Here is a 19,896-nt window from a genome sequence, read left to right as displayed (position 1 = left end):
CCGGTACGGCGAACTGCCTTTGGTCACGCAGTTTGCCGGCAGCAAAGTGGGACCACAAGCGCGGGCGGCGGCTTGCCAATTCAGGCAACAAAAAAGGCGGGACAATGCCCGCCTTCCTATGCCGGTAGCCTGATCGGAAGCGTTGGGGCCGGGCCGGCAGCTATCTGCTGTTCCAGCTTGTCGGGTCCTTTCGCTCCGGCGCGCTTATCGCACGACCGTCAGTACATCCGTGACTTGCCGCCCGCTCCAGGCTCTCGCCCGGTGCGCGTCGCTAACTAGGCGCATTGTGCAATGCCAGGCGATCACGCCCGGCTGCAAAATGCCAGCGCCAAATCAGGCTGCCTTGCTGAGAGACCCAGCAGCGGACTTGCCGGTGCGGCGGTCCTGCTCGATCTCGAAGCTGATCTTCTGGCCTTCAACGAGGGTGGTCATGCCAGCGCGCTCGACGGCGGAGATGTGGACGAAAACGTCCGCGCCGCCATTGTCGGGCTGGATGAAGCCGTAGCCCTTGGTGGCGTTGAACCACTTAACCGTACCAGTTGCCATGTAGAGTCCTTCACATTTGCTTCGTTTGACCGGACCAAAGCCCGGCCGGTGGTATCGAAATTTTGGAGATAGACGTCAGCAAACGCGAAGATCGCGGCCCGATCGATCGGCCAAATTCAATGCGCCGGATATAGTATGGTTCGCGAACGAAAACAAGATGGCGTTACCGGCATGTGCCGCGATAGCGTCCAACGGAGCCCACTGCGCTTGGAAGGTTTGCAGCCGGGGATGCGTTGTGGAGGGAAGATGCGCTTGCTGTTGCGGGAGAAGATCATGAGGACAATTCTGCTTGCCGCCTGCCTGATGTTGGTGGCCGCCGAGGCGCAGGCCGTCTCGCGCTACGACCCGACGCGCATGAGCTGCGACCGCGTGCGGGCGACGATCGCCAGGCAGGGCGCGGTCATCCTGCGCTATCAGTCGACGCGCGTGCCGGGACTGCCGCTTTATGACCGCTATGTGCGGGACGAGCGCTTCTGCAACATGGGCGAGGTGAGAGCGCGGGCCTATGTGCCGAGCGCCGATACTAAATCCTGCCCCGTCTATATCTGCAAACGGCCGGACTTCGACCGGCATTTCCGACGGCGGATCTTCCCACGCCATTAGAGTCCTTTCGGCAAGCTGTGTCAGAACGCGAATGATGCCTGAGCGGCCGGCGGCGGACCGACCCGCACGCCTTCCATGGCCAGCATCTTCTCCTTGGTGGCCGAGCCGCCAGTAGCCGAGAAGCCGCCGATCTTGCCCCCCGCGGCAAGGATGCGGTGGCAGGGAATGACCAGCGGCACCGGATTGGCGCCGAGGGCTGCACCGGTTTCGCGGGCAAGCCCGGCATGGCCGGCCCGCTTGGCCAGTTCGCCATAGGTGGTGGTCTCGCCGAAGCCGAGCTTGCGCGCAGCGTCATAGATGGCGAGGCGGAAATCGTCGACGCCGTCGAGATCGACCGGCACGCCGGAGAAATCGACATCCTCCCCGGCCGCATAGGCCTTGATCGAGGCGATCAGTTCGACCACCCATTGCGGCTGTTCGGTGGAGGTAGAGACGCCGGCATGGCGAAACAGGCGGCGCTCGACCGCTTCGCGGCTACGCTCGGGCAGGCAGAGCCGGATCAGGCCCTTTTCGCTCCAGGCGATGCCCATGAAGCCGATCACTGTTTCTAACACTGCGTGGCCGGCCGTGATCGGCAATGCGTTTTCCATGGGTGCGCTCCTTTCCGCAAACTGCGAAAAACGGGTACATCTCCAGTACAGATGGGGAACAATATCGCAGTTTGCTTCGAGTCTCGCCACCCGAAAGCTGCACACTGGCCCTGATTGCCCGGTTGGAATCGCTGGTGTAAGGACTTTTCAACAACGGACAATCGGACCTGCAGGGCTTGGCAGCGAAAATCATCCTCACCGCGATCGGCGTGCTCGTTGCCGCTGCCGGCCTCAGCGGCTGTACCTCGACCTCACAGATGAAACCCTCGCCGGCGCTTGCGGCGGCATCGACGCCGGCCGCCGAGGACGACACACCAACCATCGCGCTGCCCGAAACCGTTGCTGTGCTGCCGGAGCCTTCCGGCCTCGCTCAGGTGCAAACGGCGGCGTTGACCGGCGATGCCGTGGCCCTGACGACGGCACCTGGGGCGACGGCGCCTGGCGCGACGACGGCTGGCGCGCCGTTGCCGCCGCCCGCGCAGCCCGGCGCCGCCCTCCCGCCGCCGGCGCAACCTGCCGCGTTCGCCGGCTCGACACCCGTGGCCGGGCAGTTTCCGCCGCCGCCCGTGCTGATGGCCGGCGCATCGCCGACCGGCCCCGGTGCGCTCAAGCAGGCCGCCGTCTACCGGACTGCCGCTGTTGCCATGCCGGTCACCGGCCAATCTGCGAAGGTGGTTCCCATGCCGGGCGTGCAGCAGGTCGCCTATGTGATGCCGCAGAACCCGGCGCTGCTTGCCCAACCGGGCCCCCAACAGGATGCCACGGGTCCGCGCGCCGAGATCGAGCGGCTGATCGAGAAATATTCGGCGATCTACGAAGTGCCGGTCGATCTGGTGCGCCATGTCGTCAACCGTGAGAGCACCTTCAATCCGAAGGCCTATAATCACGGTCATTGGGGGCTGATGCAGATCAAGCACGCGACGGCACGCGGCATGGGCTATGACGGGCCGGCAGCCGGCCTGTTCGACGCCGAGACCAATCTCAAATACGCTGTCAAATATCTGCGCGGCGCCTGGCTGGTCTCGGGCGGCAACGCCAAGCGGGCCGACCAGCTCTATCAGACGGGCTATTATTACGACGCCAAGCGCAAGGGCCTGCTCGATCAAACGGGTCTCGGCGTCGACCGCCGCCGCCTGCAGCCAGGCGCCTGAGCGCCGGCAACGAGGCGCGTCCCATCGGTCTTTTGGGGCAGTTGCATGCGTGACACTGACAGTCGTCGGCCGCCGACCCCCAACGATGTCCACCTTCGCAAGCTTCTCGACGATGCGCTGACCGCGCCGCATTGGCCGGAAGGCTTCGTTATGCGCCCGTTCGAGCACAGGGATGCGCAGGCCCTGCACGCACTGCTGGAAGAGGCATTCGACGACGGCGCCGAAGGTCCGTTCGACGAATGGTGGCCGCGCATCTCTGGCGATGCCGAGTTCGATCCGGACCTCTGTTTCCTGGTCATCGACGGCAAGGGGCTGCTGGCGGGTGCCGCGCTTTGCTGGGCGTCGGGCTTCGTCAAGGATCTCGCCGTTCATCCGGACTCGCGAAGGCACGGCATCGGCGAGGCGCTGATGCGGCACGTGTTCCTGACTTTCCGCGACAGGGGTGCAGCCCATGTCGACCTTAAGACCAACACGGTGAAGAACCCCGCAGCCTTCAGGCTTTACGAGCGGCTCGGCATGGTTCCGGTGGCCTGGGAAGGCTAGGCGCTTCGCAGCATTCGCCTTCAGCGACACAACCGAATGCAGGGCGCATTGTGAACCGCTTCACACAAGCTGACGTTAGGACATGCTAATGCGTCGTGGTGCAGGGCGGCCGATCGGCGGATCGACGCTGGCAAGGCGTCGGAGAGGCTGTGCCGGCATGCGTCAGCCACTCCAAGGCGGGCTCCGGGGCGGCGGGTTTCGGAGCCCGCCCGCTTTGGGCCTGCGGCCAATCGCGAGATCTCCCTTAACTGAGTGACTGGGGTCAGTCCGCTCCCGGACCGTCCCCGATGGCCATGTCGGGAACCCCGAAGCGTCGCTCCGCATTCAATGCGGGCGGAGGGTCATCATCAGCCGACGCGGCAAGGTCCGCGTGGACGGTTCCGAGGCGAGGCCCACCAGCATGAAATTTTACCGCGCATTCCTCGCACTTGCCGTCGGCGCGATGCTCGCGGTGGCGCCGGCTCGCGCGGTCGAGCTGTCGATCGTGTCGGGCGACACGGGCAACGGCATCAAGGTCTTGCGCGAGATACTCGACCGCTACCAGAAGCAGAGCGGCAACAAGGTCGACATCGTGGTGATACCGCCGTCGGGCACCGACCAGTTCGGTCAGTTCAGATTGTGGCTCGCGGCGGGAAACAGCGACATCGACGTCTACCAGACCGACGTGATCTGGGCGCCGCAGCTTGCCAGCCAACTCGTCGATCTCACTGCGGCGACCAGGGATATCGTGGCCGAGCACTTCCCGTCGATCATCCAGTCGCAGACCGTGAACGGAAAGCTGGTGGCGCTGCCGATCTTCACCGACGCGCCGGCACTCTATTACCGCAAGGATCTGCTCGACAAATATGGCGCCAAGGTGCCGACCACCTGGCAGGAACTGGCCGACACCGCCAAGCTCGTCATGGACAAGGAGCGCACCGCCGGCAACAAGGACCTGTGGGGTTTCGTCTTCCAGGGCAACGCCTATGAGGGGCTGACCTGCGACGCGCTCGAATGGGTGAGGTCGAATGGCGGCGGCCAGATCATCGAGCCCAACGGCACGGTCTCCATCAACAATCGACAAGCCGCGGCCGCGCTCGACATGGTCAAGGGCTGGATCGGCACCATTGCGCCGCCGGGCGTGCTCGCTTACCAGGAAGAGGAATCGCGCGGCGTCTGGCAGACCGGCAATGCCGTCTTCATGCGCAACTGGCCCTATGCCTATGCGCTCGGCAACAGCGAGACCTCACCGATCAAGGGCAAGTTCGATGTGGCGCCGCTGCCGGCAGGAACCGGCGAAGACGCCCGGCCGACGGCAACGCTCGGCGGCTGGAACCTCGCGGTTTCCAAATATTCCAAGCACCAGGACGCGGCGATCGATCTGGTGAAGTTCATCGCCTCGCCCGAGATGCAGAAGTATCGGACGCTGAGGACGTCCAACCTGCCCACCATCAAAGCGCTCTATGACGATCCCGATATCGCCAGGGAACAGCCGATCGTCCCGCGATGGAAGCAGATATTTCTGAACGCGGCGCCGCGCCCTTCGGCGGTCGCCAAAATCAAGTACAACGAAGCCTCGAGCCAGTTTTGGACGGCCGTCCACAACACCATGTCGGGCGACGGCAGCGCCGCCGACAATCTGGCCGATCTGGAAGCCAGGCTGACCAGGCTGAAGGGCAAGGGCTGGTGAGGGCGATGCCTGTGAGCCGCTCGCGCCTGATGCGGCAACGCGTGCGCTCGGCCTGGCTGTTTCTGGCGCCGATGCTTCTGGTCCTTGCCGCCGTCGCCGGCTGGCCGCTCCTGCGCACTTTCTACTACAGCTTCACCGACGCCTCGCTGGCCGATCTCGACGCTCGCCAATGGATCGGCTTCGACAATTATTTCTCGGTGCTCAGCATGCCGAGCGGCCGCGTGCTCTATGACGGGCTGCTCGCCGATCCGGTCTGGTGGCGCGCCGTCTGGAACACGCTGCTCTTCGCCGTAGTCTCGGTGGGCTGTGAAACGGTCCTCGGCATGATCGTGGCGCTCGTTCTCAACGCCGACTTCAGAGGCCGCGGCATCGTCAGGGCGGCGATCCTCATTCCATGGGCGATCCCGACCATCGTCTCGGCCAAGATGTGGCAGTGGATGCTCAACGACCACTTCGGCATCATCAATGCGGTGCTGCTCAATCTCGGCCTGATCGACGCGAAAATCGCCTGGACCGCGAGCGCCGACACGGCGATGATCGCGGTGCTGATCGTCGACATCTGGAAGACGACGCCGTTCATGGCGCTGCTTTTCCTGGCCGCGCTGCAGATGCTGCCGCGCGATGTTATCGAGGTCGCCAGGCTCGACGGCGCCAATCCGTGGCAGATCTTCTGGAAGGTGACCTTGCCGCTCATCCGCCCGGCGGTCATGGTTGCGGTGATCTTCCGCGCGCTCGACGCGCTACGCATCTTCGACCTGATCTACGTGCTGACGCCCAACAACGTGCACACCAAATCGATGTCGGTGTTCGTGCGCGAGAACCTGTTCGAGTTCGACAAGTTCGCCTATGGCTCGGCCGGCTCGACGCTGCTTTTCCTGATCGTCGCCCTGCTCACCATTTGCTACATCCGCATCGGCCGGATAGAGCTGGAAGGAGGCCGCTGAGATGGCGATGTTGAAGCGCCTGGGCTTCTTCCTGCTGGTGGGGGCAATCGTCTTCGTCGCGGTGTTTCCGCTCTATTACGCCATCGTCACCAGCCTGAAATCCGGCACAGAGTTGTTCGAGGCGAGCCTTTGGCCGCAGGCGTTAAGCCTCGCCAACTACAGGAACGTGCTGGTCGAAGGTCCCTTCCTGCGCAATCTCCTGAATTCGCTGGTCGTCTCGGGCGCCGTCGTGCTCATCTCGCTGCTGCTCGGCGTGACCTCCGCCTATGCGCTGGCACGCGTCCAGTTTCGCGGCCGTTCGGCGCTGATGCTTGCCATATTATCGGTGTCGATGTTTCCGCAGGTCGCGGTGCTGGCCGGCCTGTTCGAGATCATCCGCGCCTTTGGCCTCTACAATTCGCTCATCGCACTGATCTTCTCCTACATGATCTTCACGCTGCCGTTCACCGTCTGGGTGCTCACCGCCTTCGTGCGCGACCTGCCGGTCGAAATCGAGGAAGCGGCGATCCTCGACGGCGCGACGCCATGGATCATCGTCACTCGCGTCTTCCTGCCGCTGATGTGGCCCGCATTGGCGACGACAGGGCTGCTCGCCTTCATCGGCGCATGGAACGAGTTCCTGTTTGCGCTGACCTTCACCTCCAACAACGCGCAGCGCACGGTGCCGGTGGCGATCGCGCTGCTTTCCGGCAACTCGCAGTTCGAGATCCCCTGGGGCAACATCATGGCCGCTTCGGTGATCGTCACGGTGCCGCTGGTGGTGCTGGTGCTGATCTTCCAACGCAAGATCGTTTCCGGCCTAACCACCGGCGGCGTGAAGGGATAGGCCGTGCTGATGTTCAGGTGATGCCGGGCTGCGAATGGCGGTGTCCTGCGCTTCGGTGTTCACGTACTTCAAGCACGCTCCGGTTCTCGGTACGACCATCCTCGGCTCGGCCTGACCCTGACTCAACACGGCCTCCTTCACGCCCTCAACGCAACCGGCAGCGCCATTTCGCGTTGGAAGTGCAAGGGGCTGATCGGAGATTCCAGATGAAAACACTTCTGACCGCGGCCGCCATGGCGCTCGTTGCCGGCGCGCCGGCCACCCTTGCTCAGTCGAGCGACAGCAACGATGTCGCGCCAATGGCGGCAGACAACAAGGTCGACACGCAGACTTTCGTCACCACCGTACCCAATGCCAACGAGTTCGAAATCCAGGCGAGCAGGCTGGCCGAGGAGAAGTCGCAGTCGGACGAAGTCAAGGCTTTTGCCAACGAGATGGTCAGGGACCACACCAAGGCAGGGGAGGATTTCAAGGCGGCGATGAGCCAGGGCCAGACGACGGCTTCTATCAAGTCGGCCGGCCCCGCTCTGGGGCCTAAGGAACAGCAGATGCTAGGCGAGCTGAAGCAGGCGAGCGGCACGGAGTTCGACCGGAAGTATATCAAGATGCAGATGGATGCGCACAGGGACGCGGTCGCGCTGTTCAGCACCTATGCCAATTCCGGCGACGACCCGGCGCTGAAGGAATTCGCCAAGAAGACTCTGCCGGTGCTGAAAATGCACGAGAAGCATGTGAAGGAACTGGCGGTGGCGCATTACGGGTGAGGGGTGGTTTCTGCCCCCCGCAGCGGGTCCTCAGCTCGCCTTGATCTGCTCGACCGCCGTTGCCAGCAACTCGTCCATGGCCTCGCGAATCTGGGCATCCGACTGGACGACGCCCGCCGCGTCGAAGTCGGCACGGACCTTGCGGAACACGTCGTTGTCGCCCGCTTCCTCGAAATCCGCGCGCACCACCTCTTTCGCATAGGCGTCGGCATCCACGCCGGATTTGCCGAGCTTTTCGGCGGCCCACAGGCCGAGCAGCTTGTTCCGGCGCGCCACGGCCTTGAACTTCGTCTCCTCGTCCATTGAGAATTTCTTTTCGAAGCCTTCCTGACGGTCCCTCATGCTGCTCATGGTTTGCCTCGCTCAGACGTGAGTTCGACCGCCTCCGATGCATGCGAAGAGCGGCCTGGAGAAGCGAAAATGGGGAGCATGAAGGCCTGTAGCAAGGCCTGATCGTGCTGTGGACGCCGCGGACCCGAAATTCGTGCCATGCCGGGCTTACGCTCCGATGTGATTTGACCTGGCCGGGCCGTAGCCTACTTTCGACCTGGCAGGAGGAGTGGAGGAGACGGGCGATGAAGTCACCGTTGAACCATATGCAGGGCGTCGTGCTGGCGGCGGCGTTGATGTTTGCTGCCGGCACTGCCGCCTATGCCCATCACGGCTGGTCGTGGACGCAGGACGACTTCTTCGAGCTCAAGGGCAAGATCGCGGCGATCTATATCGGCAATCCGCATGCGACGCTGGACGTCGATGCGAAGGGGGAGGTGTGGCGGGTGGAGATGGCGCCGCCGGCCCGCACCATCGCCGCCGGCTTCACCGAGGAGGTCGCCAAGGTCGGCGACGCGGTGACGGCGATCGGCCATCGCTCGCGCGAGGAGGCGGAAAAGCGCATGAAGGCGGTGCGCATCATCGTCGGCGGCAAGCGCTACGACGTCTATCCCGACCGCCTGCCGCCGGCCTAGATGGCGGAGTTTCTGGCCGGCATCGAGCAGCTTGCCTTGGTGCGGGGGCTGAAAGCCTCCTTCGTCGCCTATCCGATCGTCAATGCGCTGCACATCATGGCGGTCGGCGCGCTGCTCACCAGCGTCGGCCTCATGGATTTCAGCGTCCTTGGCGCCTTCCGCTCGCTGCCCCACGCGCCGTTCGTCGCGCTGCTGCGCCGCGTAGCCCTTGGGGCGTTTGGCGGCGCGATCATCACCGGGGCGCTGCTGTTTTCGGTAAAGGCGGGCACCTATGCGGCGATGCCGATCTTCCTTGCCAAGATAACGCTGATCCTGCTGGCGGGGGCCAATTTCCTCGCCTTCACGCGCTTGACCCGCACGAGCGGGGTGGCCGAGTCGGCCGGGGGCATCGCGGCCGTCCTGGCCGTGATTTCGGTCGGCCTGTGGACCTGCGTGCTTTTCGCCGGGCGGTTCATAGGGTTTTTGTGAAGCAGTTCCACGAAGAGCCGGCTGCTGCTCAGATGTCCGGCGCGTTGCCGACTTTCTTCTTCATCTCCAGCGCCCAGGCGCGGCCTTCGTCGCCGCCCCACAGCAGCCAGGCGATGTAGCCGGCAGAGGGATTTTCCTCGTTGCCGTAGTTCTTGCCGCGCTTGTCGACCTCATGGCGGGCGAAATAGCTGACCATGCGGCGGATGGTCGAGGGTGAAAGGTTCTTGCGGTTCTTCAACTCCGTCGCCCTCGCGACGCCGATCTCGGTGCCGCCGCGGCCGAACTGCTTGCGCAGGCGCAGCCCCTTGGTGGCGTTGTCGGCGACCACCTGCGGGCAGCGCAGATCGATTTCGTCTTCGGAGATGTCACCCATCGCAGATTTTTAGCCTGAGGGCAGAATGCGGGGAAGCGGGGTTCCGGAGTTGCTAATCGGTGCCGGTACCAAACTGCGCTGAGATGAACGGGCACGAAGTCGCGCTCTACGGCGCCCCCCTCTGTCCTGCCGGACATCTCCCCCCCCAAGTGGGGAGATCAGCCGTCATCGCGGCTTTCGCCAATCGCCAACGGTGCAGGATCGGCGAGGCGGCGAAGCTGCCAATCCCCCTCTGTCCTGCCGGACATCGGGGGGATTGGCAGCATCGCTCCAATATCTTGGCGAATTCCCGCAAGCTGGCTCTGTGGATGCGGCAGCCGCGAACTAAACTGCGCCTCTGTGAAAGCAAATTACCTAAACATTATACCTTTAAATTGGTGATGTTCCTTACCCTGCCAAAGTTGCCCTTACCCAAAATACTCCTGCAACGGCCGGACCTCGAGGTTCCCCGCCCTTAGCGCCGCGATCGCCTCGGCCACGGCCGCAGCACCCGACAGCGTGGTGTAATACGGCACCTTCTGCATCAGCGTCGCGCGGCGGAGCGACTTCGAGTCCGACACGGCTTTCTGGCCGTCGGTGGTGTTGAAGACGATCTGGACCTGGCGATTGCGGATGGCGTCCTCGATGTGGGGGCGCCCTTCGAGTACCTTGTTGATCTTTTCCGCCGTCACGCCGTTCTCGGCGAGGAAGCGGGCGGTGCCGGAAGTGGCAAGCACCTTGAAGCCCTGCTCGGCGAGGCGTTTTACGGCGGGCAGAATTCCCTTCTTGTCTTCGTCCCGCACCGAGACGAACAGCGTGCCCGCGCGGGGGAGATCAACACCCGCCCCTAGCTGGCTCTTGGCGAAGGCCAGCGCAAAGTCGCGGTCGAGGCCCATCACCTCGCCGGTCGAGCGCATTTCCGGCCCGAGCAATATGTCGACGCCGGGGAAGCGGGCGAAGGGGAAGACGGCTTCCTTGACCGCGATATGGCCGGGATTGCGCGCGTCAGGCATGGCGCCGTAATGCGCGAAGGCGTTTTCCAGCGTCTCGCCGGCCATGATGCGGGCGGCGATTTTCGCAATGGGACGGCCGATGGTCTTGGCGACGAAGGGCACGGTGCGCGAGGCGCGGGGATTCACCTCAAGCACATAGACCGTGCCGTCCTTGATGGCGTATTGCACGTTCATCAGGCCGCCGACATTGAGCGCCCGGGCAAGTGCGGCGGTCTGGCGTTCCAGCTCGTCGACGAGTTCCGGCTGCAGCGAATACACCGGCAGCGAGCAGGCGCTGTCGCCCGAATGGATGCCGGCCTCCTCGATGTGCTCCAGGATGCCGGAGACGAAGGTTTCCTTGCCGTCGCAGAGGCAGTCGACATCGACCTCGGTGGCGCCGGTCAGATAAGTGTCGAACAAAAGCGGGTTCTTGCCGAGCAGCGTGTTGATCTGGCCGGTCTTGTCGGCCGGGTATTTCTGCTTAATGTCCTCCGGCACCAGGCCGGGCACGGTGTCGAGCAGATAGGTCTGCAGCATGCCTTCGTTGTAGATGATCTGCATGGCGCGGCCGCCGAGCACATAGGACGGGCGCACCACCAGCGGAAAGCCGAGCTCGGCAGCGACGAGGCGCGCCTGCTCGACCGAATAGGCGATGCCGTTCTTCGGCTGGGTGAGCCCGAGCTTGTGCAACAGCTTCTGGAAACGGTCGCGGTCTTCCGCAAGGTCGATCATGTCGGGTGAAGTGCCGAGGATCGGGATGCCGGCCTTCTCCAGCGCGTCGGCCAATTTCAGCGGCGTCTGGCCGCCGAACTGGACGATGACGCCGACCAGCTCGCCGGAGGCCTGCTCGGCGCGCAGGATCTCCAGCACGTCCTCCGGCGTCAGCGGATCGAAATAGAGCCGGTCGGATGTGTCGTAGTCGGTCGACACGGTCTCCGGGTTGCAGTTGACCATGATCGCCTCGAAGCCGGCGTCGCGCAGCGCAAAGGCGGCATGGCAGCAGCAATAGTCGAACTCGATGCCCTGGCCGATGCGGTTCGGGCCGCCGCCGAGGATGACGACCTTCCTGCGCGACGAGACGCGCGCCTCGTTGGCGAGCTCGCCGGCGAAGGGCGTCTCATAGGTCGAGTACATATAGGCGGTCGGCGAGGCGAACTCGGCGGCGCAGGTGTCGATGCGCTTATAGACCGGATGAACGCCGAGCTTTTGCCTGGTCTTCTGAATGACTTCCGCGTCGGTTCTGGTCAGCGACGCCAGGCGTGCGTCGGAGAAGCCCATCGCCTTCAGCATGCGCAGGTTCGGCGCATCCTGCGGCAGGCCGTGCTCGCGGATGCGCTCTTCCATGGCGATGATGCCGGCGATCTGCTCGAGGAACCACGGGTCGATCTTGCACATGGCGTGCACGTCTTCGAGCGAGGTACCCATGCGGATCGCCTGCGCCACCATGCGCAGCCGATCGGGGGTCGGCGTGCCGAGCGCGGCGCGGATGGCGTTGCGGTCGTCGACGTGGTCTGCCGAGCCAAGGCCGGGGATCTCGATCTCGTCGAGGCCGGTGAGGCCGGTTTCCAGTCCGCGCAGCGCCTTTTGCAGCGATTCCTGGAAGCTGCGGCCGATGGCCATCACCTCGCCCACCGACTTCATGGCGGTGGTCAGCACCGGCTCGGCGCCCGGGAATTTCTCGAAGGCAAAGCGCGGGATCTTGGTCACCACATAGTCGATCGACGGCTCGAACGAGGCCGGCGTCGCGCCGCCGGTGATGTCGTTCTCCAGCTCGTCCAGCGTGTAGCCGACGGCAAGCTTTGCCGCGACCTTGGCAATCGGGAAGCCGGTCGCCTTCGACGCGAGCGCGGACGAGCGCGAGACGCGCGGGTTCATCTCGATGACCACGAGGCGGCCGTCGGCCGGGTTGACGGCGAACTGGACGTTGGAGCCGCCCGTCTCGACGCCGATCTCGCGCAGCACCGCGATCGAGGCGTTGCGCATCATCTGATACTCTTTGTCGGTCAAGGTCAGGGCCGGCGCGACGGTGATGCTGTCGCCGGTGTGCACGCCCATCGGGTCGAGGTTCTCGATCGAGCAGATGATGATGCAGTTGTCCGCCTTGTCGCGGACCACTTCCATCTCATACTCCTTCCAGCCGAGCACGCTCTCCTCGATCAGCACCTCCGTGGTGGGCGAGGCGTCGAGGCCGGACTGAACGATGTCGTAGAATTCGGCGCGGTTGTAGGCGATGCCGCCGCCGGTGCCGCCCATGGTGAAGGAGGGGCGGATAATCGCCGGCAGGCCGACATGGTCGAGCGCTTGCGCCGCGATCGCCATGGCGTGGCTGATATAGCGCTGCTTGCGGTCGCCTTCGCCGAGATTCCAGCGCGTCTCCAAAGCATCGAGCGCGGCATCGAGGTTTTCGGGGTTCTCGGCTTTGAGCGCGGCGCGCTCGGCCTCGTGGATCTTGCGGTCGGCGTCCTTGACTTCTGTGGCGTTGGCCAGCATCGAGCGCGGCGTCTCCAGCCCGATCTTGCTCATCGCCTGGCGGAACAGCGCGCGGTCCTCGGCCTTGTCGATGGCATGCGCATCGGCGCCGATCATCTCGACATTGTAGCGGTCGAGCACGCCCATGCGGCGCAGCGACAGCGCGGTGTTGAGCGCCGTCTGGCCGCCCATGGTGGGCAGCAGCGCGTCGGGGCGCTCCTTGGCGATGATCTTCGCCACCACTTCCGGCGTGATCGGTTCGATATAGGTGACGTCGGCCAGCTCCGGATCGGTCATGATCGTGGCCGGGTTGGAGTTGACCAGGATGACGCGGAAACCCTCTTCCTTCAGCGCCTTGCAGGCCTGGGTCCCGGAATAGTCGAACTCGCATGCCTGGCCGATGACGATGGGGCCGGCCCCGATGATCAGGATCGACTTGATGTCGGTGCGTCTTGGCATGGTCTGTGGATTCCGTTCGGCGAGCGGCTTGCACGAAAAACCGGGCGGGGAGGACCCGGCCGGTTGTGCTTGCGATTCTGGTATCAGGCTAGGAGGGCCTTATAGGGAAGAGTTTTGGCGGATGTAACCCCGAAAATGAGGGTTTTGCGGGTTGGCGTGACGGAACAAAACAGGCGTCTCATTCCTTCGCGCCCCCTCTGCCCTGCCGGGCATCTCGCCCACGAGGGGGGAGATTGGACGCCACGACTGCTTTCGCCAATTTTCGACGGTGAAGAAAAAGCGAGGCGCCAAAACAGCCGATCCCCCCCAAGTGGGGGAGATGTCCGGCAGGACAGAGGGGGGCGCTGTCCCGCCGGCGTCTTCAGCCTATCGCTTCCCCAGGGCCAGCTGATCCGTGATCTCAAAGCGCTCCGAAACGCCGATGCGGATCATGTTCAGGCTGCCTTCGCGGGTGAAGCGGAATTCGTCGGAGGAGTCAGAGCCGGCCGGCTTGCCGTCATGGAAGTGGATGATGCGCGTGCCGCCGTCCGGCCAGGTCACGGTCACGACGCTGTCGCCGGCCTCATGTGCGACGCTGATCAGGCAGCGGGTCATCGGCTGGCCGATCCGGCGCGCGCAGGGGATGCCGTCGGCGGCGTCTGGGGCAGGGGTGTCGGACTCCGTGATTGCCGAGGCGGCGAAGGCGAGGGCGTAGGCATCCTGCATGGCGACGGCGCTGATATCGGCCGCGGATGGCGGATCGGCCGGCTCGCTGCGACCCAGGCGCGCGGCGATGTCCGGCTGCGGTTCTTCAGAGGGCTCGGGCGCGTTCGCTTCCTGTGGCGGGCCGGCGTCAGTTGCCGGCACGGCTGCATCCTCGGGCGCCGGGGCCGGGTTGTTGGGGCTGAGATAGCGGGCCGGCGCCCATCCGACGATATGCGCGTCCTGCGTGTCCTCGACCTTGCACCAGGGATAGTTATTGACGGTCTTGCAGCCGTAATTCTTCACGGCTGCGCCGTTGGGCAGGCGCGCCGCGACCTTTCCATCTGGTGAAGCGGTGGCGCGGATGTTGAGGAGATCGTCCGGCGCAAGGCCGCCGATGATTGAAATGATCGCGGCTGGCGCGTCCTGGGCCAAAGCCGGCACGGCGGCCAGCAGCAAAGGAGCGGCGATCAGCAATGTCGATCGGAGCGTGACTTTACGCTTCATCCTTAATGCACTGCAATCCTGGCGTTTCCGCTCAATCAGATTATGAGCTTCGCTCAATCATGGATATGAGCTTCGCTCAATCTTTATAAATCCGGTCCGCGGCGCGTGCGCCCATTCCAGTCGTCCGCTTGTTCGGCCTGCTTTGCGGCAGCTTCATGATCGTAGGCGATGGCGATCGCCTCGGAGCGGCCGGGAGGCATCCATCTCGACGATGCCGTAGCGCGCATGCCGGCTGTCCTGCTCAGAGACATGCGCCGGCGGGAATGCGGATGAGCTCGCTGCGATGGCTATTGCCGCACAACGCGATCCGGCAGGCTGGAGGGCCAGCACGTTGCCATGGATATCGGCCAGAACGGCAATGCGCATCAGGCGTCGATCTCCGCATCGGCGGTGCCGACCGCTGGAAGCGCCTTGTCCTCGCCGGCGGCCGCGATCACGCTGTCGAGCAGGCCGGGGAAGCGCCTGTCGAGGTCGTCGCGGCGCAGGGTGATCAGCCGGCTGGTGCCGACCGCTTCGGTGCGCGTCACGCCAGCCTCGCGCAGCTTGGCGAGGTGGTAGCTGAGATTGGTCTTGGAGGCGAGGTCGAGGAACTTGCCGCAGTTCATCGGCACGCCTTCCTTGCTGGCGAGAAAGCGCACGATTGCCAGCCGGGTCGGGTCGCCGAGCACGGCAAGCACGATCGGCAGGCTGATCTGATCGGCGGTCGGATGAGGCAAGGTCATGGTTGAGAATTAAGCGCAAACGGAACCAACTTCAACGCGTCTCCGCTTCTTGCTTGGTTACGCAGCTTCCCGGTTTCTACGCCGTCCTGACACAGAGCTGTCAGCAGGGTTCCGCTAATTTGCCCAAGTTCCGTTGACATCATGCCCCTTCATGTCCAATTGTTCAATAACTTTTGAACAAAGGACATATCCCATGGACAAGCGGATCTTCTGGCTTGCGCTCGGATCGTTTGCGATCTCGACCGAAGGCTTCGTCATCTCCAGCCTTCTTCCCGATATTGCCGCGGATGCCGGCATCTCCGTTCCGCTCGCCGGCTCGCTGATCACCGCCTTCGCGCTCGCCTATGCGATCGGCGCGCCGATCCTGGCGACGCTAACCGGCGAGTGGGACCGGCGGCGCGTCATCCTGTGGACGCTGGTGTTCTTCGTCATCGGCAATATCGTCGCGGCGCTAAGCTCGTCCTTCGAATTGCTGCTCATCGCACGCATCGTCATGGCGCTGTCGTCCGGCCTGTTCGCGGCAACTGCGCAAGGCACCGCCGTGGCGCTGGTCGACGACCATCACAGGCCCGCGCCATCGCGGTCGTGGTCGGCGGCACCACGGTGGCGGTCGCGGTCGGCGCACCGCTCGGCGCGCTGGTGGCGGCGATTGCCGGCTGGCGCGGCACCTTCTTTGCCATTGCCGGCCTCGGCGCGCTTGCCGGCGCGATCCTGTGGTGGCGGCTGCCGCGCGGCATTGTCGGCACCAGGTTGCCGCTCAAGGCGCGGCTGGCGGCGGCGGTCCGTCCCGGCGTGTTGCCGATCCTGGTCACGACCGTGCTGGCGCTGGTCGGCGCCTTCACCGTCTTTGCCTTCATCGCGCCTCTGGCGATCGAGGGCGGCGGCCTCAGTCCGTTGGCGCTTCCCGGCATGCTGCTCGCATTCGGCGTTGGCGCCGTCATCGGCAACATCGCCGGCGGCCAGGCGGCGGACCGTTTCGGCGCGGCGCGCACGGTTTGCTGGTCGCTGGGGCTGAGCGCAGCGATGCTCGTTACCCTCTCGCTGATCCCGACCTTCCTGCCGCATTCGATCGCCGGGCCGGCGCTGATGGGCATGATGGTGCCGTGGGGCATCGTCGGCTGGGCCTTCCCGCCGGCCCAGGCGAGCCGGATCATCAAAATAGCGCCCGATGCCGCCCCGATCGTGCTCTCGCTCAACGCCTCGGCGCTCTATTTCGGCGTCGCCCTTGGCGCGGTGGTCGGGGGCGCGGTGCTGCGCTTCGGCGCGCCGGCCGATCTCGGTCTGGTCGCGGCTGTATTCCCGATCGTCGGGTTGGGTGTGGTGCTCGCGGGTCGCGCGCTCGCCCGCCCGGTCGCCATGCCGGCGGAATAGACTTCGCAAACCTGAAGGACTTGCCGGTCTCAGGCTGGCCGCCACATCTGCAGGATGGAGGCGGCCAGCAGCAGGCCAAGCACGATGTTGAGCGCGCGCCATTGCCGCTCGGTTCGGAGCAAACGTGCCAGCAGCGTGCCGGCTACGCACCAGAGCGACAGCGAGACGGCCGCGGCAAGGCCGAACACGGCGCCGAGCAGCAATGCCAACTGCAAGGGGCCGTCGGCAAGCGCCGCGAAGGAAGCGGCCGCACCCAGGCCCATTGCCCAACCCTTGGGATTCATCCACTGAATCCCGGCGCCGCCGAAGAAGCTGTTCGGCCTAGCCATGCTCACGTCGAGCTTGGGCGGGCCGCTGCGGCCGATCCTGATCGCCAGCCAGATCAGATAGAGCGAGCCGGCGATCTTCATCGCAAGCTGGAGCGAGGGGACGGCGGCGATCAGCCCGGCCAGGCCGGCAGCACCCGCCGCCGCTACTGACGCCAGTCCCGCGGCGCTGCCGGCCATCAGCGGCACCGATCGGCGAAAGCCGAACTGCGCCCCGGATGCCGTCGACAGCGTCGTGGCGATGCCGGGCGTCGAGGTCGAGATCAACGCGAACAGGACAAGGGGGATGATGGTTTCGGACATCCAAAGCCTCCACGGTGGAAGGAGCCTGCATGTTAGGCGCTGGGCGCTATCAGTAAATGCAATGTTGGATATGGTCTGCATTAGTGATTATAATGCAGCGATGTTCCGCGATCTCGACACCACACTTGTCCGCACCTTCGTGACGACGGCCGAAAAAGCCAGCATGACGGCCGCGGCCAACGCCCTCAATCTGACCCAGGGGGCCGTCAGCCAGCAGATCAAGCGGCTGGAGGAGATCCTTGGCCAGATGTTGTTCGAGCGCGACCGCCGCGGCTTGAGACTGACGCGTTCGGGCGAACGGCTGCTCGACAAGGGCCGGCGTCTCTTGCGGCTCAATGACGAGATCCTGGCGGAGATAAGCGGCAAGGCGGTCGCCGGCGGGGTGCGGATCGGCGTGCCCTACGATCTTGTCGGCACATTGCTGCAACCTGTTTTGAAAACCTACGCTGAAGCCTATCCGCAGGTGGAGATTTCGCTGGTCTGCGCCTCTTCGCCGGAACTCGCGGCGGCCCTGGCGGCAGGGACGATCGACCTTGCCGTCATCGAGGAGCGGGCCGGTCCGACGGCCGGCGAATGCCTGGTGGTCGACCGGCTGGTCTGGGTCGGCGCCAAAGGCGGCTCCGCGCGCCTGAAGCGGCCTTTGCCGGTCTCCATGGTCGCGGATACCTGCGCCTTCCGTCCGGCGGTGCTGGCGGCGCTCGGCACGCATAGGCTCGATTGGCGCACCGTGTTCGAGAACGGCAACATCGACGCAACGACCGCAACGGTACGGTCGGACCTTGCGGTGACCACCTGGCTCGCCTCGACGGTTCCGGCCGACCTCGACATCCTGTCCGACGCCGACTTACCGGCGCTGCCGAATTTTTCCGTCAACCTGCACCTGCCGAAGCATGCGGTCACGCCGACGGCAGAGGCATTCGCCACTCATATCCGCGAGGGTCTGGCGCGGCATCGCCAGGCAGCGTGAGCGACACTTTTCGTTCCTCGCCCCCGCTTTGGGGGCGAGGAACCTTGGCGCTACTTCCAGTTCTTGCGCCGTTCGAGCTCGGCTTCGGAAGGCTGCTCTGTCGCAAAAGATCCGGTCTTGACGTCGCCGCCACGTTCATAGGTCGCCATGATGACACCCGTGCTGGTGGTTTGCGACTTGATGAGCTTGAAGGCGGCGGGCATCGCGTCATCGCCGAACAGGCGCTTTCCCTTGCCCAGCAACAGCGGGAAGATCATCAACCGGATCTCGTCGATCAGCCCATTGGCGAGCAGGGTCTGGATCAGATTGCCCGAACCCTGGATGAGCAGATCGGGTCCGTCTTCCTGCTTGAGCTGCCTGAGCCTGGCAACGACGTCTGGTCCAAGCGGCTGCGTGTTCTGCCAGGTCAGGCAATCCGGCCGATGCGTCGCGACATATTTGGTCGCCGGGTTGAAGGCATCTGCGATCGGATCTTTCTGATACGGCCAATACGCGGCGAAGATGTCATAGGTTCTGCGGCCGAGCAGCAGGGCGAAGGGCTTGGAGAACAATTCGTCCATTGCCTCGCCCGCCACCTCGTCAAAGTAATGGAAGGTCCAGCCGCCGAATTGAAAGCCGCCGACCGGGTCTTCTTCCGGGCCGCCTGGCGCCTGCATGACGCCGTCGAGGCTGACGAATGTGGCGGCGATGATCTTGCGCATCTGTCTTCTCCCTTTTCGTGATCCGCGCCGTCGCGGCCGGATTTCGTCCTAAGGACGGGCGACAAGCCTGCGTTCCGACACAGGCTCCCGCAGATTTCTATCGTTCGCTGTCGGCGCGCATGGCGAGGGACGAGAACCAGACATCGCCGAACACGGCGGTGGCAGTGCGATCGGGCGCCTTGTCTTCGGTCAGCCAGATCGAGCGCGTGCGGCTGGCGCGTTCGCGGGTTGGCACTTTTGCGTCCGGGCCGGCGAGGGAGGCGCCGACGCAAGGGATGAACCAGGAACCCATGAAGGGCCGGCAGGCGAACCCCGCCTGCATGCGGGTGACCAGCACGGCGAGGCCGATACGCTGCGCCGGCCGCCAGGGGAAGATCAGCCGGCCGCCGGGCCTGAGCGCCCTCAGCCACGCAGGGGGCGGGGCAATGACGGCAGCATTGACATAGATGATGTCGGAGGGCGGTAGCGGGCCGGCGACAGCGTCGCCGGCAACGACCTCGACATTGCCATAGGCCGCGAGGTTCACCTTGGCTTGCGCGGCGAGATCCGCTTCGATCTCGAAGGCGGTGACGCTGCCGCCGGGCTCGACCAGCCTTGCCAGCAGCGCGGTATAGTAGCCGGTGCCGGCGCCGATATGGGTGACGGCTTCGCCGGGTTTCGGTTCGACCTTGCCGATCCACATGGCGTGCAGAACCGGTTCGCCGTTGTTGATGCCCTTGTCGGCATCGAGCACCACCAGCACGTTCTGGTAGATGTAGCTTGGATCGGCAGTCGGGGTTTTGAACGCTCCGTCGCCGGCAAAGACTGTCCAAGGTCCAGGGCCGAGAAAGGCCTCGCGCGGCACGGAGGCGAACGCCTCCTCGATGCGGGGATCGGCGGAGCGCGCATGCGCGGCCATCAGTTTGGCGTAGAATTTTCGGGCGTCGTCCGAAACGGTCATGCTTTCAGAAGATAGCGCGGCCGGCCGGGATGTCGCG

At 64.6% G+C, this 19,896-nt stretch carries 21 protein-coding genes and 1 pseudogene; 11 read left to right on the top strand and 11 right to left on the bottom strand.

Translation table 11 applies throughout. From position 1 onward, the window contains the following. Positions 1 to 333: 333 nt before the first annotated feature. A complete protein-coding gene (locus P9228_RS11680; RefSeq protein ID WP_066994534.1) occupies positions 334 to 546 on the bottom strand; it encodes a cold-shock protein in 213 nt (70 codons plus the stop codon). A 273-nt stretch (positions 547 to 819) separates the two neighbouring features. Between P9228_RS11680 and P9228_RS11675 the strand changes: the two genes are divergently transcribed. Then, a complete protein-coding gene (locus P9228_RS11675; protein WP_067327152.1) occupies positions 820 to 1,149 on the top strand; it encodes a hypothetical protein in 330 nt (109 codons plus the stop codon). A 20-nt stretch (positions 1,150 to 1,169) separates the two neighbouring features. Here the strand turns inward: P9228_RS11675 and P9228_RS11670 are convergent, their stop codons facing one another. Continuing rightward, positions 1,170 to 1,739: a methylated-DNA--[protein]-cysteine S-methyltransferase gene (locus P9228_RS11670; protein WP_066994936.1), complete on the bottom strand. Its 570-nt coding sequence runs from the start codon at positions 1,737 to 1,739 to the stop codon at positions 1,170 to 1,172. A gap of 176 nt (positions 1,740 to 1,915) precedes the next feature. Between P9228_RS11670 and P9228_RS11665 the strand changes: the two genes are divergently transcribed. From P9228_RS11665 to P9228_RS11640, 6 genes are all read left to right on the top strand, one after another. After that, the gene (locus tag P9228_RS11665; RefSeq protein WP_067326652.1) at positions 1,916 to 2,890 is read left to right on the top strand and encodes a lytic transglycosylase domain-containing protein; all 975 of its coding nucleotides are present in this window, start codon (positions 1,916 to 1,918) and stop codon (positions 2,888 to 2,890) included. A gap of 45 nt (positions 2,891 to 2,935) precedes the next feature. Beyond that, positions 2,936 to 3,433 carry an N-acetyltransferase gene (locus P9228_RS11660; protein ID WP_278053522.1) on the top strand — a complete coding sequence of 166 codons (498 nt, stop codon included), beginning with the start codon at positions 2,936 to 2,938 and terminating at the stop codon, positions 3,431 to 3,433. 400 nt (positions 3,434 to 3,833) lie between these two features. Beyond that, positions 3,834 to 5,102: an ABC transporter substrate-binding protein gene (locus P9228_RS11655; RefSeq protein ID WP_127241817.1), complete on the top strand. Its 1,269-nt coding sequence runs from the start codon at positions 3,834 to 3,836 to the stop codon at positions 5,100 to 5,102. 5 nt (positions 5,103 to 5,107) lie between these two features. Further along, entirely contained in the window at positions 5,108 to 6,046 is a 939-nt protein-coding gene (locus P9228_RS11650) for a sugar ABC transporter permease (protein ID WP_278053521.1), read from the top strand. A gap of 1 nt (position 6,047) precedes the next feature. Beyond that, on the top strand, positions 6,048 to 6,872 hold the full coding sequence (locus P9228_RS11645; RefSeq protein WP_278053520.1) for a carbohydrate ABC transporter permease: 825 nt from the start codon (positions 6,048 to 6,050) through the stop codon (positions 6,870 to 6,872). Between the two features lie 206 nt (positions 6,873 to 7,078). Continuing rightward, positions 7,079 to 7,636 (top strand): DUF4142 domain-containing protein, encoded by a 558-nt coding sequence (locus P9228_RS11640; RefSeq protein ID WP_278053519.1) that lies wholly within the window; start codon positions 7,079 to 7,081, stop codon positions 7,634 to 7,636. A gap of 30 nt (positions 7,637 to 7,666) precedes the next feature. On the opposite strand, the gene P9228_RS11635 is transcribed toward P9228_RS11640, so the two are convergent. Next, positions 7,667 to 7,987 (bottom strand): DUF1476 domain-containing protein, encoded by a 321-nt coding sequence (locus P9228_RS11635; RefSeq protein ID WP_278053517.1) that lies wholly within the window; start codon positions 7,985 to 7,987, stop codon positions 7,667 to 7,669. 224 nt (positions 7,988 to 8,211) lie between these two features. Between P9228_RS11635 and P9228_RS11630 the strand changes: the two genes are divergently transcribed. Together P9228_RS11630 and P9228_RS11625 are read left to right on the top strand one after the other, a co-directional pair. Further along, on the top strand, positions 8,212 to 8,601 hold the full coding sequence (locus P9228_RS11630; protein ID WP_278053515.1) for a DUF6152 family protein: 390 nt from the start codon (positions 8,212 to 8,214) through the stop codon (positions 8,599 to 8,601). Then, positions 8,602 to 9,069, top strand: coding sequence for a hypothetical protein (locus tag P9228_RS11625; protein WP_278053514.1), 468 nt, complete (start codon positions 8,602 to 8,604; stop codon positions 9,067 to 9,069). Positions 9,070 to 9,097: 28 nt separating this feature from the next. On the opposite strand, the gene P9228_RS11620 is transcribed toward P9228_RS11625, so the two are convergent. The 5 genes from P9228_RS11620 to P9228_RS11600 form a co-directional block, all read right to left on the bottom strand. After that, positions 9,098 to 9,442 (bottom strand): hypothetical protein, encoded by a 345-nt coding sequence (locus P9228_RS11620; RefSeq protein ID WP_278053513.1) that lies wholly within the window; start codon positions 9,440 to 9,442, stop codon positions 9,098 to 9,100. A gap of 407 nt (positions 9,443 to 9,849) precedes the next feature. Then, positions 9,850 to 13,341, bottom strand: a complete 3,492-nt coding sequence (gene carB, locus P9228_RS11615) for a carbamoyl-phosphate synthase large subunit (protein ID WP_278053511.1) — start codon at positions 13,339 to 13,341, stop codon at positions 9,850 to 9,852. Between the two features lie 366 nt (positions 13,342 to 13,707). Continuing rightward, positions 13,708 to 14,499 (bottom strand): SH3 domain-containing protein, encoded by a 792-nt coding sequence (locus P9228_RS11610; protein ID WP_347404278.1) that lies wholly within the window; start codon positions 14,497 to 14,499, stop codon positions 13,708 to 13,710. 183 nt (positions 14,500 to 14,682) lie between these two features. Continuing rightward, positions 14,683 to 14,895 (bottom strand): hypothetical protein, encoded by a 213-nt coding sequence (locus P9228_RS11605; protein WP_278053509.1) that lies wholly within the window; start codon positions 14,893 to 14,895, stop codon positions 14,683 to 14,685. Continuing rightward, positions 14,895 to 15,251: a helix-turn-helix transcriptional regulator gene (locus P9228_RS11600; protein ID WP_067326737.1), complete on the bottom strand. Its 357-nt coding sequence runs from the start codon at positions 15,249 to 15,251 to the stop codon at positions 14,895 to 14,897. Before P9228_RS11600 ends, P9228_RS11605 begins: the two co-directional genes overlap by 1 nt. A gap of 193 nt (positions 15,252 to 15,444) precedes the next feature. On the opposite strand from P9228_RS11600, the pseudogene P9228_RS11595 reads away from it, so the two are divergent. Next, positions 15,445 to 16,622, top strand: a pseudogene (locus P9228_RS11595) (MFS transporter). A 29-nt stretch (positions 16,623 to 16,651) separates the two neighbouring features. Here the strand turns inward: P9228_RS11595 and P9228_RS11590 are convergent. Continuing rightward, on the bottom strand, positions 16,652 to 17,251 hold the full coding sequence (locus P9228_RS11590) for a LysE family translocator (RefSeq protein ID WP_066994945.1): 600 nt from the start codon (positions 17,249 to 17,251) through the stop codon (positions 16,652 to 16,654). A gap of 100 nt (positions 17,252 to 17,351) precedes the next feature. Between P9228_RS11590 and P9228_RS11585 the strand changes: the two genes are divergently transcribed. Then, complete coding sequence (locus P9228_RS11585; protein ID WP_278053507.1) at positions 17,352 to 18,218, top strand: LysR substrate-binding domain-containing protein; 867 nt, start codon at positions 17,352 to 17,354, stop codon at positions 18,216 to 18,218. A 50-nt stretch (positions 18,219 to 18,268) separates the two neighbouring features. Here the strand turns inward: P9228_RS11585 and P9228_RS11580 are convergent, their stop codons facing one another. Beyond that, complete coding sequence (locus P9228_RS11580; protein ID WP_278053505.1) at positions 18,269 to 18,919, bottom strand: dihydrofolate reductase family protein; 651 nt, start codon at positions 18,917 to 18,919, stop codon at positions 18,269 to 18,271. 97 nt (positions 18,920 to 19,016) lie between these two features. Then, complete coding sequence (locus tag P9228_RS11575) at positions 19,017 to 19,859, bottom strand: protein-L-isoaspartate O-methyltransferase (RefSeq protein ID WP_278053504.1); 843 nt, start codon at positions 19,857 to 19,859, stop codon at positions 19,017 to 19,019. Positions 19,860 to 19,896: the final 37 nt, after the last annotated feature.

Origin of the sequence: Mesorhizobium sp. WSM4898, from assembly GCF_029625845.1 — a bacterium.
In the GTDB taxonomy this organism is placed as follows: domain Bacteria; phylum Pseudomonadota; class Alphaproteobacteria; order Rhizobiales; family Rhizobiaceae; genus Mesorhizobium.
This window is presented reverse-complemented; position numbering and strand designations above follow the sequence as displayed.